Source organism: Sandaracinobacteroides saxicola (assembly GCF_014117445.1).
Taxonomy (GTDB): Bacteria; Pseudomonadota; Alphaproteobacteria; order Sphingomonadales; family Sphingomonadaceae; genus Sandaracinobacteroides_A; species Sandaracinobacteroides_A saxicola.
This window is the reverse complement of the sequence record NZ_CP059851.1, coordinates 1,700,702-1,716,592: the sequence shown is the minus strand read 5'-3', so window position 1 is coordinate 1,716,592 and position 15,891 is coordinate 1,700,702. Positions and strand designations below refer to the sequence as shown.

The window sequence follows — 15,891 nt, the reverse complement described above, 5'->3', positions numbered from 1 at the left end:
CCTGTTTGATCCAGCAGGCAGGGGTGCGTGCCCCTGCCGAGGAGGCCTTATGAACGAACTGACGCCCAACATTTTCTCGCCCGTCGCGAAGCCGGAGATTTTCGACCAGATCAAGATTTCGATCGCGTCGCCCGACCAGATCCGCAGCTGGTCCTATGGCGAGATCAAGAAGCCGGAGACGATCAACTACCGCACCTTCAAGCCGGAGCGGGACGGGTTGTTCTGTGCCCGCATCTTTGGCCCGATCAAGGATTATGAGTGCCTGTGCGGCAAGTACAAGCGCATGAAATACAAGGGCATCACCTGCGAGAAATGCGGCGTGGAGGTGACCGTTTCCAAGGTTCGCCGGGAGCGCATGGGGCATATCGAGCTGGCGGCGCCCGTTGCGCACATCTGGTTCCTGAAGTCGCTGCCGAGCCGCATCGGCATGCTGCTCGACATGCCGCTGAAGGATCTGGAGCGGGTGCTCTATTTCGAACAGTATATCGTCATCGAACCGGGCATGACGCCGCTGAAAAAGTTCCAGCTGCTGACCGAAGACGAGATGCTGGAAGCGCAGGACCTGCATGGTGAGGAGAATTTCACCGCGGGGATCGGTGCCGAGGCCGTGCGGCGGATGCTGGAAGAGCTGGACCTGGCGGCGGAGAAGGAGGCGCTGCTGGAGGAGCTGGCGACCACCAAGTCCGAGCTGAAGCCTAAGAAGATCATCAAGCGGCTGAAGATCGTCGACAGTTTCCTGGAGTCGGGCAACCGGCCGGAGTGGATGATCCTGACGGTGGTGCCGGTGATCCCGCCGGAGCTGCGGCCGCTGGTGCCGCTGGACGGCGGCCGTTTCGCGACCTCCGACCTCAATGACCTGTATCGCCGCGTCATCAACCGCAACAACCGGTTGAAGCGCCTCATTGAGCTGCGCGCGCCGGACATCATCGTGCGCAACGAGAAGCGGATGCTGCAGGAGGCGGTGGACGCGCTGTTCGACAACGGCCGCCGCGGGCGGACGATCACGGGCGCCAACAAGCGGCCGCTGAAGAGCCTGTCGGACATGCTGAAAGGCAAGCATGGCCGGTTCCGGCAGAACCTGCTGGGCAAGCGGGTGGATTATTCCGGCCGCTCGGTGATCGTGACCGGTCCGGAACTGAAGCTGCACCAGTGCGGCCTGCCCAAGAAGATGGCGCTGGAGCTGTTCAAGCCGTTCATCTACGCGCGGCTGGACGCCAAGGGGCTCAGCATGACGCTGAAGCAGGCGAAGAAATATGTCGAGAAGGAGCGCAAGGAAGTCTGGGACATCCTGGACGAGGTGATCCGCGAGCATCCGGTGATGCTGAACCGGGCGCCGACGCTGCACCGGCTGGGCATCCAGGCGTTCGAGCCCGTGCTGATCGAGGGCAAGGCGATCCAGCTGCATCCGCTGGTCTGTTCGGCGTTCAACGCCGATTTCGACGGCGACCAGATGGCGGTGCACGTGCCGCTGAGCCTGGAGGCGCAGCTGGAATGCCGCGTGCTGATGATGTCCACCAACAACATCCTGAGCCCGTCGAACGGCAAGCCGATCATCGTGCCGAGCCAGGACATGGTGCTGGGGCTGTATTACCTGTCGATGGAGCGGCAGGAGAAGACGCCGGAATATGTCGAGCTGGCCGATGGCACGAAGCGCGAGCGGCTGCCGGTGTTCGCCGACATGTCCGAGGTGCACCAGGCACTGAACGCCAAGGTGGTGACGCTGCATACGCGCATCGAGGCGCGGGTGCCGCAGACCGACGAGGCCGGCAAGACCCGCATGGTGCGGTTCGTCACCACGCCGGGGCGGATGCTGATCGGCGAGACGCTGCCGGCCAACCATCGCGTGCCGTTCGCCACGGTGAACCGCCTGCTGACCAAGAAGGAGGTCGGCGATGTGATCGACACCGTCTATCGCCATTGCGGGCAGAAGGACACGGTGCTGTTCGCCGACGCCATCATGGCGCTGGGCTTCCGGCACGCCTTCAAGGCGGGCATTTCGTTCGGCAAGGATGACATGGTGATCCCGGCGGCGAAGGCGACGCTGGTGGAGGAAACCCGCACGCTGGCGAAGGACTTCGAGCAGCAGTATCAGGATGGCCTGATCACGCAGGGCGAGAAGTACAACAAGGTCGTCGATGCCTGGGCCAAGTGCGGTGACGCGGTGGCCAATGCGATGATGAAGGAGATCAGCGACAAGTCGATCCTGCCGAGCGGCGTGGAGCGGCAGGTCAATTCGATCTACATGATGGCGCATTCGGGCGCGCGCGGCAGCCAGACGCAGATGAAGCAGCTGGCCGGCATGCGCGGGCTGATGGCCAAGCCTTCGGGCGAGATCATCGAGACGCCGATCATCTCCAACTTCAAGGAGGGGCTGACCGTCCTTGAATATTTCAACTCGACGCACGGCGCCCGCAAGGGGCTGGCCGATACCGCGCTGAAGACCGCCAACTCGGGCTATCTGACCCGGCGCCTGGTGGACGTCAGCCAGGATTGCGTGGTGATGGAGAATGACTGCGGCACCGAGCGCGGCCTGCTGATGAAGCCGATCGTCGAGGGCGGCAGCACGATCGCCACCCTGAGCGAGCGCATCCTGGGGCGGACCGTGTGCGACGACATCGTCGACCCGAAGACCGGCGAGGTGCTGTTCGGGCGCGACACGCTGCTGTCCGAGGTGGAGGTGAAGGCCATCGAGGACGCCGGCATCCAGGAGGTGAAGATCCGGTCGCCGCTGGTGTGCGAGACGCGGATGGGCGTGTGCGCGGCCTGCTATGGCCGCGACCTGGCCCGCGGGACGCCGGTGAACATCGGCGAGGCGGTGGGCGTGATCGCGGCGCAATCGATCGGCGAGCCGGGCACGCAGCTGACGATGCGGACCTTCCACATCGGCGGTGCGGCGCAGGTGAGCGAGCAATCGACGCTGGATGCGGCGATCGATGGCACCGTTGCCTACAGGAACCTGCCGAGCCTGAAGGACAGCCGCGGCCGGATCATCGGCCTGGCGCCGACCGGCGGCGAACTGGTGCTGCTGGACGGCGAGGGCCGCGAGCGGTCGAGCCACAAGATCGTGTTCGGCGCCGTGCTGGCCTTCCCGGAAGGTTCGGCGGTGAAGAAGGGCGACCGGCTGGCGGAGTGGGATCCCTATACCCGCCCCGTGATCGCCGACAAGGCGGGCGTGGTGAAGTATCAGGACCTGGTGGAAGGCCAGACCCTGCGCGAGGAGACCGACGACGCCACCGGCATCGCCAACAAGGTGGTGAGCGAGTGGAAGGCATCGAAGGCGAAGGACGAGCTGCGGCCGCGCATCACCCTGCTGGACGATGCGACCGGCGAGGCGGGGCGCTTCCTGCTGCCGGTGGGCGCCGTGCTCTCGGTGAACGAGGGACAGCGGGTGGAGGCCGGCGATGTGCTGGCGCGCATCCCGCGGGCGGCGGCGAAGAACCGTGACATCACCGGCGGTCTGCCGCGGGTGGCGGAGCTGTTCGAGGCGCGCATCCCGAAGGACAATGGGGTGATCGCCCGCGTGGATGGCCGGATCGAGCTGGGCAAGGATTACAAGGCGAAGAAGCGTGTGATCCTGCGGCCCGAGGATGGTTCGGAGCCGGTCGAATATCTGCTGCCCAAGGGCCGGCACCTGGCGGTGCAGGAGGGCGACCTTGTCCGCAAGGGCGACTTCCTGATCGACGGGCCGGCGAACCCGCACGACATCCTGGATGTGCTGGGCGTGGAGAAGCTGGCGGAATTCCTGTGTTCGGAAATCCAGGAGGTCTATCGCCTGCAGGGCGTGAAGATCAACGACAAGCATATCGAGACCATCGTTCGGCAGATGCTGCAGAAGGTGGAGATCACCGACGAGGGGGATTCGATCCTGCTGAAGGGCGAGCAGATCGACCGCGAGGAGATGGACGAGACCAACGCCAAGCTGATCGCCGAAGGCAAGCGGCCGGCGGAAGGCAAGCCGATCCTGCTGGGGATCACCAAGGCGAGCCTGCAAACGCGCAGCTTCTTCAGCGCGGCGTCGTTCCAGGAAACGACGCGGGTGCTGACCGAGGCGGCGGTGCAGGGCAAGGTCGACAATCTGGTGGGCCTGAAGGAGAATGTCATCGTCGGCCGCCTGATCCCGGCGGGGACGGGGGCGGCGCTGGGCCGGGTGCGGGTGACGGCGAACAGCCGGGACGCGGCACTGCGGGCGCAGCAGGCGGCCTTGGCGGCGCCGGCGACCGTCGACGCCTGAGCCGTTGCAGTGGATGGAGAAGCCCGGTCGCGAGCACGCGGCCGGGCTTCTTTTTTTGCTGCAAGGGCGAACGCGATTTTGATCTGTCGGAGAACTTTACAATTTATGTCGGCAGGGTTAACCGAATATTCTTTAAGACATTGATATAGAACCGTAAAAATATATGTCACAGATGGCACGATGCTTGCTGATCATGAAGCAGCTGGTTTTTTCCAGTTCACTACAGGAGGCATCATGCGTAATTTCACCCTGGCGGCTGCGGCATTCGCGGCATTCACGATGTCGACCGCCGCATCGGCGGCGGTTGTCGTGCTCGATTTCGACGGTGTTGCAACCACGAACAATGTGGCCGCGGTTGGCGGCTTCTATAACGGCGGCGTCAGCGCCGACGGCAACAGTGGCACCAACTATGGCGTGGCTTTTTCGAGCAACGCGCTGGCGATCAACAGCTACAACGGCAGCGGTGAACCGAACCCGGGCATCCTGTTCTTCCTGTCGGGCGGCGCGGTGACCATCGACTATGCGGCGGGCTTCACCACCGGCTTCTCGTTCAACTATTCGTCGAACTCGCAAGCCTCGATCACCGTCTATGACGGCCTGGGCGCCACGGGCAACGTGCTGGCCACGCTGAACCTGGTGAACAACTTCCAGAGCGGCTGCGGCTATTGCGCTTGGGATCCGATCGGCGTGTCGTTCGCCGGCATCGCGAAGTCGATCGATTTCGCCGGTGGCGCCAACTTCGTCGGTTATGACAACATCACCTTCGGTTCGGCGACCCCGGGTATCCCCGAGCCGGCGACCTGGGCGATGATGATCATCGGCTTCGGCATGGTGGGCAGCGCGCTGCGTCGTCGCACGGCGGTTGCTGCTTAAGCATCCGTTTTCGAAAAAAGGGCCCGGTCGCCATCGTGCGACCGGGCCTTTTTCATGCCGCACGCCTGCCACAGTCGGGGCCTAGGTCTCCGCTCCATGAGCTTTCCTGTCGAGCGGCTGCGCGTTGCGCTTTTTTCGGGCAATTACAATTATGTAAGGGATGGGGCCAATCAGGCGCTGAACCGGCTGGTCGGGCGGATCGAGGCGCGGGGCGGCACCGTCAGGGTCTATTCGCCGACCAGCAGCACGCCCGCCTTTCCGCCGACCGGCACGTTGGTCAGCGTGCCCAGTTTCCCTTTTCCCGGACGGGGAGAGTATCGGGTGGCCATGGGACTGCCGGCCGGACCACGTGGCGATCTGGACGCCTTCGCGCCCAATGTCGTTCACCTGTCGGCGCCGGACTGGCTGGGGCATGCCGCCAAGGATTGGGCGGCGAACCGGAATATCCTGACGGTGGCGAGCGTGCACACACGGTTCGAAACCTATTTCGATTATTACGGGCTGGGGTTCATCCGGCGGCGGGTGGAGCGCATCCTGCGCCGTTTCTATGGCGATCTGCCGGAAATCTTCGCGCCTTCGGACGGAATGGCGGAACTGCTGCGCGCTCAGGGCTGGTCCCGCCATGTGGGTATCTGGAGCCGGGGCGTCGATGGCACCCGGTTCGATCCGGCGCGTCGTGACCTGGCATGGCGGCGCGAACTGGGGATCGCCGATGCCGATATCGTGGTGGGATTCGTCGGGCGACTGGTGAAGGAAAAAGGCCTGGATGTGGTGGCGGACGCAGCCGCGTTGCTGCGCCGGCGCGGTGTGGCCCACCGTCTGCTGGTGGTGGGGGAGGGGCCTGCGCGGGACTGGATCGAGGAGCGGTTGCCTGACGCCATCTTCACCGGTTTCCTGGGTGGCGACGATCTGGGGCGGGCCTATGCCTCGATGGATTTGATGTTCAATCCCAGCGTGACCGAAACGTTCGGCAATGTGACCCTGGAGGCGATGGCGAGCGGCCTGCCCGTGGTGGCGGCGCGGGCGACAGGCAGCAGCAGCCTGGTGAAGGACGGCGTGACCGGTCGGCTGGTGGCACCGCATGACGTGGACGGATTCGCCGACGCGATCGCGATGCTGATCGCGAATCCGGCGATGCGCGCGGCGGCGGGGCGGGCGGGGCAGGCGGCGTCGCGCGCGTTCGACTGGGACCGGATCAATGACGCGGTGATCGACCGCTATTGCTTCCATCTTGCCGCCTGAGCTTTGCAATGCCGCTGATGTCGCCTATATCAGCGATGCCGCTTCGGCGGAGATGGTGATGAACGAGTGCGTGGAATAGGGATAGCGGACCCGGGGGCAGTACCCGGCGGCTCCACCAGACCCCGCTGTTGCGGCGGGGATTGACGGGGCCGAACCAGGATCGACGTGTTTCGAAAGACGCATTTTTTGCCCGGGCAGACACTCCCGTAAAACGGTTCAAAATCCACAAATGCCAACGACAACGAGGCATTTGCGATTGCCGCGTAACGAAGGCCCCCAAGGCTGACGTTATGACGCATGAGCAGGGTTCGGACCGAACCCGGTAACAGAATCGGAAACCAGCGGCCTGGAGGAGTGCCGGGCAACAGAAACTCCTCCATCATCTCATCTTGACCTTCATCGGTCGCCGCGCCACTTGGGCGACGAACAGGAACCGCCATGGCCGAACCGCCGGAGACGCCCGACACGCCCGACAGCCTCATCGCCTATGATGAGATCGTGCAGGATTCGCTGCGCGGGGTGGTGCGTCGCGTGCTGCGTGATGTCGAGGCGGGCGGCGGCCTGCCGGGGGCACATCATTTCTTCATCGCCTTCCGCACCCGTTTTCCCGGGGTGGAGATGCCGAAGCATCTGCTGGAGCGCTACCCCGAGGAGATGACCATCGTGTTGCAGCACCGCTATTGGGACCTGGCGGTGACCGATGACTGGTTCGAGGTGGGGCTGACCTTCAACCAGGTGCCGGCGAAGCTGCACGTGCCGTTCGCGGCGGTCAGCGGGTTCGTTGATCCGGCGGTGAATTTCGCCTTGCAGTTCCAGGTGAATGAACCGGCCCCCGAGCCGGCGAAGCCCGAGCCGGTGGCGGAGGCGGGATCGAACGTGGTGTCGTTCGACTTCAAGCGGAAGAAGTGAGGGCGGAAAGCGACAGTTTCGGCACCATCATGGTGCCGGATGACGCCTATTGGGGTGCCCAGACGCAGCGCAGCATCGGCAACTTTCCGATCCACCTGGCGGGTGGCGCCGGGGAGCGGATGCCGCTGCCGCTGATCCATGCCTTCGGCTGGTTGAAGGCAGCGGCTGCAACGGTGAATCGCGCGCACGGGCTGGATGGCGCGCTGGCGGAGGCGATCGTGGCGGCGGCAACCGAGGTCGCGGAAGGCAGGCACGATGACCAGTTTCCGCTGGTGATCTGGCAGACGGGCAGCGGCACGCAGACCAACATGAATGTCAACGAGGTCATCGCCGGGCGGGCGAACGAGATGCTGACGGGCGTTCGCGGCGGCAAGGCGCCGGTGCATCCGAACGATCATGTCAACCGCAGCCAGTCCTCCAACGACAGCTTTCCGACGGCGATGCACATCGCGGTGGCGCTGGAACTGCGCAACCGGTTGCTGGCGGCGCTGCGCGGGCTGGCGGCGGCGTTTCGCGCGCATGAAGCGGCCTGGGCGGACCTGGTGAAGATCGGGCGCACGCATTTGCAGGATGCGACGCCGGTGACGCTGGGGCAGGAGATGTCGGCGTTCGCGCAGACCTGCGAGGATGGCGCGGCGCGGGTGGTGGCGCTGTGGCCGCGGCTGAGCCGGCTGGCGCAGGGCGGCACGGCAGTGGGCACGGGGCTGAATGCGCCGCCGGGGTTCGGCGAGGCGTTCGTGGCGGCACTGGGCGAGCTGACCGGCGGGGTGCCCTGGGTGAGCGCGCCGAACAAGTTCGAGGCGCTGGCGACGCATGACGCGATGGTCGAGGTGTCGGGGGTGCTGAACACCATCGCGGTGGGGCTCAGCAAGATCGCCAACGACCTGCGGCTGCTGGGCAGCGGGCCGCGATCCGGGCTGGGGGAGCTGAACCTGCCGGAGAATGAGCCGGGCAGCAGCATCATGCCGGGCAAGGTGAACCCGACCCAGTGCGAGATGCTGACCATGGTGTGCGCGCAGGTGATGGGCAATCATGTTGCGGTGACGATCGGCGGGTTGCAGGGGCATTTGCAGCTGAACGTGTTCAAGCCACTGATCGCACATAATATTTTGCGCGGCATCGCGCTGTTGAGCGATGGGGTGGAGAGCTTCCGCGCGCGGTGCGTAGAGGGCATGACGCCGAACAGGACGCGGCTGGCGGAGCTGGTGGAGCGCAGCCTGATGCTGGTGACCGCGCTGGCGCCGGAGATCGGCTATGACGCGGCGGCCGCGATCGCCAAGCGGGCGCATCATCAGGGCGAGAGCCTGCTGGAAGCCGGGTTGGCGCTGGGGCTGGTGGATGAGGCGCAGTTCCGCCGGCTGGTGCGGCCGGAGACGATGACATGACAACGCCAAGGAGCGCGCAGACGCTGAAGCGGCGGGGGTTGCTGCTGGTGCTCTCCAGCCCGTCCGGCGCGGGGAAGACCACGCTCTCCCGCGCGTTGCTGGCGGAGGATGAGGCCATCACCCTGTCGGTGAGCGTGACGACGCGCCCGCCGCGACCGGGCGAGGTGGATGGGCGCGACTATCATTTCGTCGATCCCGCGCGGTTCGATGCCATGGCGAAGGGCGGCGAGCTGCTGGAGTGGGCGCTGGTGTTCGGGCATCTTTACGGCACGCCGCGGGCGCCCGTGATGGCAGCGCTGAAGGCCGGGCGGGACGTGTTGTTCGACATCGACTGGCAGGGAACGCAGCAGCTGCGGCAGGCGGATGCCAAGAATGACCTGGTGAGCATCTTCCTGCTGCCGCCCTCCATGACGGAGCTGGCGCGACGGCTGGCGGGACGGGCGACCGACAGCGCCGAGGTGGTCGCGAGCCGGATGGCGCGGGCGAAGGACGAGATCAGCCACTGGGCGGAATATGACCATGTGCTGATCAATGATGACGCCGCCGTGTGCCTGGCGGACATCCGCGCGATCCTGACCGCGGCACGGCTGCGGCGGCGGCGTCAGGAAGGGCTGGTGGATTTCGTGCGGGAACTGATGAAGGATCAGGCCAGCCCCAGCACCTGACGGGCGATCGCGGCGGTGGTTTCGCGGTCGGAGGGGAAGCCGGCGGCGATCCAGCGGCGTTCGACGTCGGCGAGTTTCGCGCTGACGATGGGGCCGGGGGAGAGGCCCATGGCGATCAGATCCTTGCCGCTGAGCGGCAGGCGGGGTTTGCGCCAGCTGGCGAGACGGGGCGCCCAGGCGGCAGCGCGGGGGTCGGCGGTGAGGAGCAGGCGGTCGAGGGTGCTGGTGGTGCCGAGCGCATAGGCGGTGGCACGCGGATCGGCGGCGACGGGCGCGCGGCTGGCGGCATGACCCATCCGCACGCGGTCGGTATTGGAAAGTTTGAGGCGGGCGGAGATGTCATCGACGATGGTGGCATCGGCGGGAAGCAGCGCGGCGAGGCGGCGCAGGGGGTCGGCGGGGAGGCCGACGGTGGCCTCGGCCGCGATCAGCGCGGTGAGCGCCGGCAGGGTTTCGGCGCGGATTTCGGGGAGCACGGGGCGCAGGATGCCGTGGTCGAGCATGGTGGCGAGGGTGGCGACGGGGGCGGGGAGGGCAAGGATTTTCAGCAGCTCGTCGCGGATGCGTTCGCGGCTCAATGCCATCAGGTCGTTGGCGCGGGCGGAACAGGCGGCGAGGCCGGCGGGATCAACGCGTCGGGCGAAGCGGGCGGTGAAGCGGAAGAAGCGCAGGATGCGCAGATGATCCTCGGCGATGCGCCGCAACGGTTCACCAATGAAACGGACGCGCGCCAGTGAAATGTCTTCGAGGCCGCCGAACCAGTCCGTAATGTCGCCTGTGACGGGATCGGCGTAGAGTGCGTTGATGGTGAAGTCGCGGCGCGCGGCGTCGGCCTGCCAGTCGTTGGTGAAGGCGACCTCGGCATGGCGGCCGTCGGTGCGGAGGTCGTGGCGCAGCGTGGTGACCTCGAAGGGGTGGCCGGCGCTGACGGCGGTGATGGTGCCGTGCTTCAGGCCGGTGGGGACGGCTTTCAGGCCGGCGGATTCGAGGTGGGCGATGACCTCTTTGGGCGGCAGGGCGGTGGCGAGATCGACGTCCGACAGCGGCAGGTCCATGAGCGCATCGCGTACCGCGCCGCCGACGATGCGGGCATCGGGCAGCGCCGCCAGGACCGCGGGGAGGCCGGGGATGGCGGCCCAGCGGGCGGGATCGAGGATCATGCCAGGCGCCGGGCGAGGTTGACGATCATGCCGGCGGTGGCGCCCCAGATGTGCCAGACGCCGTGCTCGATGACGTAGAAGCGGCGCAGGCGGCCCTTCCATTCGGCCTCCCGCAGCTGATGGTTGGCGGGGTCGAGCGCGAAGGCGAGGGGAATTTCGAATACCGAGTCCACTTCGCTGGCGCTGGGGACGAAGGCGAGGTCGGGCGGGATCAGGCCGACGATGGGGGTGATGGCGTAGCCGGTGCCGGTCTCGTACGGGTCGGAGCGGCCGAGGAGGGTGACGGCGTGGGGCGGGAGGCCGATTTCCTCCTGCGCCTCGCGGAGCGCGGCGGCTTCGGGCGTGGGGTCTTCGGCATCGATGCGGCCACCGGGGAAGGCGACCTGGCCGGCATGCTGGCGCAGCGCGGCGGTGCGGCGGGTGAGCAGCAGGCCGGGGTCGGAGCGTTGCACGATGGGCACAAGCACGGCGGCGGGCGTGAGGCGCGTGGTGGTGGCGGTGCCCAAGGTGCCGAAATCGCCATCCCCGTCCCCCAACAAAGGCGCCGGGCCATCGGTGGCGGAGAGGCGGGCGGTGAGGCGGTCAATCAGCGAAGGCAAACCAGGCGCCTTTGCTCCAGAGGCCGGGCGGGTCGCAGTCCAGCGCCCAGTCGGCGAGCTGGTAGAAGGTGGGGCGATTGACGAGCGCCTCCAGCCCGGCGCGGACGTGGAGATAGGGACGCGGGCTGCCGTCCGGCGCGCGGGTGAGGCGCAGGGGATTGTCGGGGCCGGCGATCACGAGATCATCGACATTGGTGCGGAAGGCGAGGGTGCGTTGCTCGCCTTCGCCTTCGCTGGTCACTTCGACCGCGATGAAGGGGGCGTCCTCGACCGTGATGCTGAGTTTTTCGGCGGGCGTGACGAGGACGAAGCTGCCGTCGGGCTCGCGGCGCAGGACGGTGGCGAACAGCTTCATCATGGCGGGGCGGCCAAGGGGTGTGCCGCGGTAGAACCAGGTGCCGTCGGCGGCGATGCGCATGTCGCTGTCGCCGCAGTGGGCGGGGTTCCATTTTTCCACCGGCGGCAGTTTGCGGTCGGCAAGCAGCCGGGCGATGTCCGCCAGCGAGCTTTGCGACAGGTCGGGAAGGTCGGGGCGGATCGGGTCCATGCGCTGCGCTTGGCACGCGCCGGGGCGCGCTTCAAGCCGTCTCAGGCCGCGCGGGCGCGGGGTGAGACGGCGGGAGCAAGGGCGGCGATGCGGGGAAGCGGTGGCAGGTCCGGTGCGCGCAGCAGGAGCCGCGCGCGGTCGACCGGGCCGGGGAGCGACCAGTGGGCGGTGCGGGCGGCGCTGAAACCCCAGCGGGCGTAGTAGGGCGCGTCGCCGATCAGCAGGATGGCGCGCTCGCCGGTGGCGTCGGCGGCCGCCAGCGCGGTGTCCATCAGCGCGCCACCGATGCCGCGGTTGCGGTGGGCGGGGGCGCTGACGAGGGGGCCGAGCAGCAGGATGCGGTGGTGGCGGCCTTCGCCCACCAGGTTAAGCGGCCAGAGCTGGATGGCGCCGGCAAGCGCGCCATCGACGTGCGCGACGAAGCTGAGGTCATCGCGGCGTTTCGCGCCGTGGCGGAGCAGCGCGGCGGTGCGACGGCCGCGGGCAGGGCCGAAGCATGTGTCGAGCAGGGTGTCGACGGCGGAATCGTGCGACGCAGCGAAGGGCGTGATGATCATGGGTGCGGCCTGACAGAAAGCTGTGACGCTGTGGTGAAGGTGGAGCGTGGTGAAGGTGGGGAAGCCCCCCGCTGGATGGCCTGTTCGCCACCCACCCGCCGCGCCGGGGATGCACCCGCGCGACGGTCAGCCGCGTCGCAAAGCCTTGTGGAGCACCATTGTCATGCGGCGCCTCTAGCGGATTTGCGCAGGCGCGCAAGGGGGCTTTGCATCCGCGTGGCCGGCTGACAGGGTGGGCATCATGGAGGTTGACGATGCTGCTGTATGACATGGCGAAGGCGCCCAACCCGCGCCGGGTGCGCTGGTTCCTGGCCGAGAAGGGCGTGAGCCTGCCGATGGTGCAGGTGGACATCATGGCCGGCGAGAATCTGGCGCCGGCGTTTCTGGCGGTGAACCCGCGCGGGGTGGTGCCAACGCTGCTGTTGGACGACGGCGGCATCCTGGACGAATCGGTGGCCATCTGCCGCTATCTGGAGGGGCTGCATCCGGAACCGAACCTGCTGGGGCGCGATGCGCTGGAAATGGCGCGGATCGAGAGCTGGCAGCGGCGGATGGAGTTCGAGGGCATGTTCAACGTGGCGGCGGCGTTCCGCAACACGCAGCCGGCCTATGCCGAGCGGGGGATGCCGGGGCGGATTCCGCCGACACCGGCGATCCCCGCGCTGGCGGAGCGGGGGCTGATGCTGGCGGCGCACTGGCTGGCGGAGCTGGACGCGCGGCTGCGCGACGTGCCGTTCGTGGCAGGCGAGCGGTTCAGCATCGCCGACATCACCGCGGCGATCAGCGTGGATTTCGCCAAATGGGTGGGGTTGCGGCCGGCGCCGGAGCAGGAGGCGCTGCTGAGGTGGCAGGCGGAGGTGAAGGCGCGGCCGGGGGCGCGGGCGTGAGACCGCTTGATAAATCGCCCATGCCGGGGCTGCAAATGTCGATTTTCTGCGCTCCGATGCTCACGCACCGTCAAGTGCGCTGCGCTTCGGTGCTCGAAAATCACCATTTTCGCCAGCGGCCTGGACGATTTCTCAAGCAGTCTGTGTGTCGCAGCAGCAGTGCAAGTTCGGGTGTTGCAGTCGCCGCGATAGCTGCTTGCACGCAAAGCCACTACAGATGTTGACCAAGTCCAGTATAACTCTGATTTTGCGATGGATAAGTCGATGCGGGTGTTGTTGACGGGGTCTTCGGGGTGGTTGGGGCGGTTTCTGGCGCCGGTGCTGCGGGCGGCGGGGCACCGGGTGGTGGGGTTCGATGTGGCGCCGGGGGTGGACACGGATGTGGTCGCCTCGGTGGCGGACGGCGGCGCGGTGGCGGGGGTGTTCGCGGACGGGCGAATCGACGCGGTGATCCATGCCGGCGGGCTGCACAAGCCGGACATCGCGCGGCAGCCGCCGCAGGCGTTCGTGGATGTCAATGTCACCGGCACGCTCAACCTGTTGCAGGCGGCGGTGGCGGCGGGGTGCGGCCGGTTCGTGTTCACCTCGACCACCTCGCTGATGATTTCCGATGCGATCCGACGGGAGGATGCCGAAGCGGCGGTCTGGCTTGACGAGGGCAGTGGGCCATTGGAGCCGCGCAACATCTATGGCGTCACCAAGCTGGCGGCGGAGGGGCTGTGCCGCGATGCCTGGCTGACGCACCGTCTGCCGTGCGTAGTGCTGCGGACGTCGCGCTTTTTTCCGGAGGAGGATGACACGCATCGGGCGCTGAGTGGCGAGAACATGAAGGCGAACGAGCTGCTGTACCGGCGGCTGAGCGTCGGGGATGCGGCACGCGCGCATCTGCTGGCGCTGGAGCGGGCACCGGCGGTGGGGTTCGACGTGCTGATCGTGTCGGCGCCGACGCCGTTCGCGCGGCAGGAGGCGATGGCGCTGAAACGCGACGCCGCCGCCGTGATCGCGCGCCATTTTCCGGATGCCGCCGCGCTCTATGCGACGCGGGGCTGGACCCTGCCGGCGAGCATCGGCCGGGTCTATGACGCCAGCCGGGCGGAGGCGGTGCTGGGGTTCCGGGCGGTGGATGATTTCGCGAGCGTCCTTGCCGCGCTGCGGCGCGGGGAGGCGCCGCCGGTGGCGCATGACGCGGATTATGTCGGGCCGCATGCGATTTGATCGCGGGTCCGGCTTGTCATCCGGGGTGCGCGAAGGTTAAGTCGGCATCTTGGTGGCGTATGCGGGGCGGGCATGGACGCGGTGCGGGGCGGAATTTCCGGCGGGCAGCTGCTGGCGGAAGAATCGGGGGACGCTGACGCGGGGGCATTCCCGCGGCGGACGGTGCTGATCGTCGATCTCAACAATTTCGCGTCCTTTCCGACGCTGGCGGTCGGCATCCTGGTGGCGGCGCTGCGCAACGCGGGGCATCATGTGAAGCTGCTGGTGCCGCTGGCGCATGATGTGCCGGCGTCGGAGCGGGAGCGGGCGGAGCGGCCGCACCATCACTGGATGCGGCGGCTGCACCTGTCGACCGCGCCGGGAATCGCCTGGCTGCGTGATGGCGCGCGGGCGGCCTGGTATGGCTGGCAGCGGCGGCCGCACGGCGCGGTGCTGGCGGCGGTGCGGCGGGCGCTGGCGGAGCGGCCGGACGCGCTGCTGATCTCGGCCTATCTTCAGCATCATGAGACGGTGATCGCGCTGGGGCGGATCGCGAAGGAGGCGGGCGTGCCGCTGCTGCTGGGCGGTCCGGCGTTCAACCTGCCGGAGACCGCCGAGGCCTGGCGCGGGATCGACGGGGTGACGGCGATCTATGGCGGCGAGGCGGATACGCTGGCGCCCGAGCTGATGGAGGCGGTGGTCTCGGGCACGGACCTGCAGCGCTTTCCCGGCATGGTGCTGCCGGACGGGCGGACGGGCGGGGTGGCGCCGCCGTTCGCCAAGCTCGACCGTTCGCCGGTGCCGGATTTCTCGGATTTTCCCTGGGACCGTTATCCGGTGCGGATCGTGCCGGTGATGACCGGGCGCGGCTGCCAGTGGGGGCGCTGCGTGTTCTGTTCGGATGTGGTGTCGGCCAATGGCCGCAGCTATCGCACGCGCAGCCTGCCATCGGTGATGCACGAGATCCGCGAGCAGGCGGTGCGGTGCGGCACCTCCAACATCCTGTTCCTGGACCTGAAGCTGAACAGCAATCCGGCGCTGTGGCGGGGCATCGCCGAGCAGATCCAGGATGCGGCGCCGGGTGCGCAGTGGATCGGCACGGTGCATGTGGACCAGCGCCGCGACAATGGCCTGTCGCGGCGGGACCTGCGGGCGGCGGCGCGGTCCGGCATGCGGCGGATCAGCTTCGGGCTGGAATCCGGTAGCCAGGCGATGCTCGACCGGATGGACAAGGGCGCGAGCGTGGAGGCGAATTCGGCCTTCATCCGCGAGGCGAACGAGGCCGGACTGTCGGTACGCTGCACCATGTTCGCGGGGTTTCCCGGCGAGACGGCCGAGGATGTGGCGGCGAGCGCGGCCTTCCTGGAGGCGCATGCGCCGTGGCTCGACCGGGTGCGGTGCAACATTTTCTCGATCCTGGAGGACACGCCGATCTGGAACGATGTGTTCGGTGGCGGCGGGCGCTATCCGGGGATCCGGGTGACCGGCAAGGATTCGCCGCACGCGCGGGCGCGCTTCGTCAACCTGGAGACCGGGACGGCGGAATACCGGCGGGCGAAGCGGCGGCTGCTGGCGGCGGTCTATGCCATCAACCGGCGGCGGTTGCGGCCCGAGGCGCAGATGTTCGACGGGTTGATGTAGG

Annotated in this window: 13 protein-coding genes and 1 other RNA gene; 10 read left to right on the top strand and 4 right to left on the bottom strand. The window is 67.4% G+C overall.

The features are described from left to right. Window positions 1-49 precede the first annotated feature (49 nt). The 7 genes from rpoC to gmk all read left to right on the top strand — a co-directional run bounded on the left by rpoC (window position 50) and on the right by gmk (window position 9,305). A complete protein-coding gene (gene rpoC / locus H3309_RS08565) occupies window positions 50-4,231 on the top strand; it encodes a DNA-directed RNA polymerase subunit beta' (RefSeq protein WP_182294332.1) in 4,182 nt (1,393 codons plus the stop codon). Window positions 4,232-4,411: 180 nt separating this feature from the next. Next, window positions 4,412-5,104, top strand: a complete 693-nt coding sequence (locus H3309_RS08560; RefSeq protein WP_207791482.1) for a PEPxxWA-CTERM sorting domain-containing protein — start codon at window positions 4,412-4,414, stop codon at window positions 5,102-5,104. Window positions 5,105-5,200: 96 nt separating this feature from the next. Beyond that, a complete protein-coding gene (locus H3309_RS08555) occupies window positions 5,201-6,346 on the top strand; it encodes a glycosyltransferase family 4 protein (protein WP_182294331.1) in 1,146 nt (381 codons plus the stop codon). Continuing rightward, window positions 6,345-6,686: a transfer-messenger RNA gene (gene ssrA, locus H3309_RS08550) on the top strand. Before H3309_RS08555 ends, ssrA begins: the two co-directional genes overlap by 2 nt. A 98-nt stretch (window positions 6,687-6,784) precedes the next feature. Beyond that, complete coding sequence (locus H3309_RS08545; protein ID WP_182294330.1) at window positions 6,785-7,255, top strand: SspB family protein; 471 nt, start codon at window positions 6,785-6,787, stop codon at window positions 7,253-7,255. Window positions 7,256-7,284: 29 nt separating this feature from the next. Further along, complete coding sequence (locus H3309_RS08540; RefSeq protein ID WP_182298600.1) at window positions 7,285-8,640, top strand: class II fumarate hydratase; 1,356 nt, start codon at window positions 7,285-7,287, stop codon at window positions 8,638-8,640. Continuing rightward, window positions 8,637-9,305, top strand: coding sequence for a guanylate kinase (gene gmk, locus H3309_RS08535; protein WP_182294329.1), 669 nt, complete (start codon window positions 8,637-8,639; stop codon window positions 9,303-9,305). The genes H3309_RS08540 and gmk overlap by 4 nt, the downstream gene beginning before the upstream one ends. On the opposite strand, the gene H3309_RS08530 is transcribed toward gmk, so the two are convergent. The 4 genes from H3309_RS08530 to H3309_RS08515 are packed head-to-tail and all read right to left on the bottom strand — an operon-like array spanning window position 9,284 to window position 12,168. Then, on the bottom strand, window positions 9,284-10,465 hold the full coding sequence (locus H3309_RS08530; RefSeq protein WP_182294328.1) for a CCA tRNA nucleotidyltransferase: 1,182 nt from the start codon (window positions 10,463-10,465) through the stop codon (window positions 9,284-9,286). The genes gmk and H3309_RS08530 overlap by 22 nt on opposite strands. After that, entirely contained in the window at window positions 10,462-11,064 is a 603-nt protein-coding gene (locus tag H3309_RS08525; RefSeq protein ID WP_182294327.1) for a CoA pyrophosphatase, read from the bottom strand. Before H3309_RS08525 ends, H3309_RS08530 begins: the two co-directional genes overlap by 4 nt. Continuing rightward, window positions 11,048-11,611, bottom strand: coding sequence for a DUF1285 domain-containing protein (locus H3309_RS08520; protein WP_182294326.1), 564 nt, complete (start codon window positions 11,609-11,611; stop codon window positions 11,048-11,050). Before H3309_RS08520 ends, H3309_RS08525 begins: the two co-directional genes overlap by 17 nt. A 41-nt stretch (window positions 11,612-11,652) precedes the next feature. Beyond that, on the bottom strand, window positions 11,653-12,168 hold the full coding sequence (locus H3309_RS08515) for a GNAT family N-acetyltransferase (protein WP_182294325.1): 516 nt from the start codon (window positions 12,166-12,168) through the stop codon (window positions 11,653-11,655). Between the two features lie 254 nt (window positions 12,169-12,422). On the opposite strand from H3309_RS08515, the gene H3309_RS08510 reads away from it, so the two are divergent. The 3 genes from H3309_RS08510 to H3309_RS08500 all read left to right on the top strand — a co-directional run bounded on the left by H3309_RS08510 (window position 12,423) and on the right by H3309_RS08500 (window position 15,890). Next, window positions 12,423-13,055 carry a glutathione S-transferase family protein gene (locus H3309_RS08510; RefSeq protein WP_182294324.1) on the top strand — a complete coding sequence of 211 codons (633 nt, stop codon included), beginning with the start codon at window positions 12,423-12,425 and terminating at the stop codon, window positions 13,053-13,055. Window positions 13,056-13,319: 264 nt separating this feature from the next. Further along, window positions 13,320-14,270 (top strand): NAD-dependent epimerase/dehydratase family protein, encoded by a 951-nt coding sequence (locus tag H3309_RS08505; protein ID WP_182298598.1) that lies wholly within the window; start codon window positions 13,320-13,322, stop codon window positions 14,268-14,270. A gap of 72 nt (window positions 14,271-14,342) precedes the next feature. Continuing rightward, window positions 14,343-15,890 carry a B12-binding domain-containing radical SAM protein gene (locus H3309_RS08500; RefSeq protein WP_182294323.1) on the top strand — a complete coding sequence of 516 codons (1,548 nt, stop codon included), beginning with the start codon at window positions 14,343-14,345 and terminating at the stop codon, window positions 15,888-15,890. Window position 15,891: the final 1 nt, after the last annotated feature.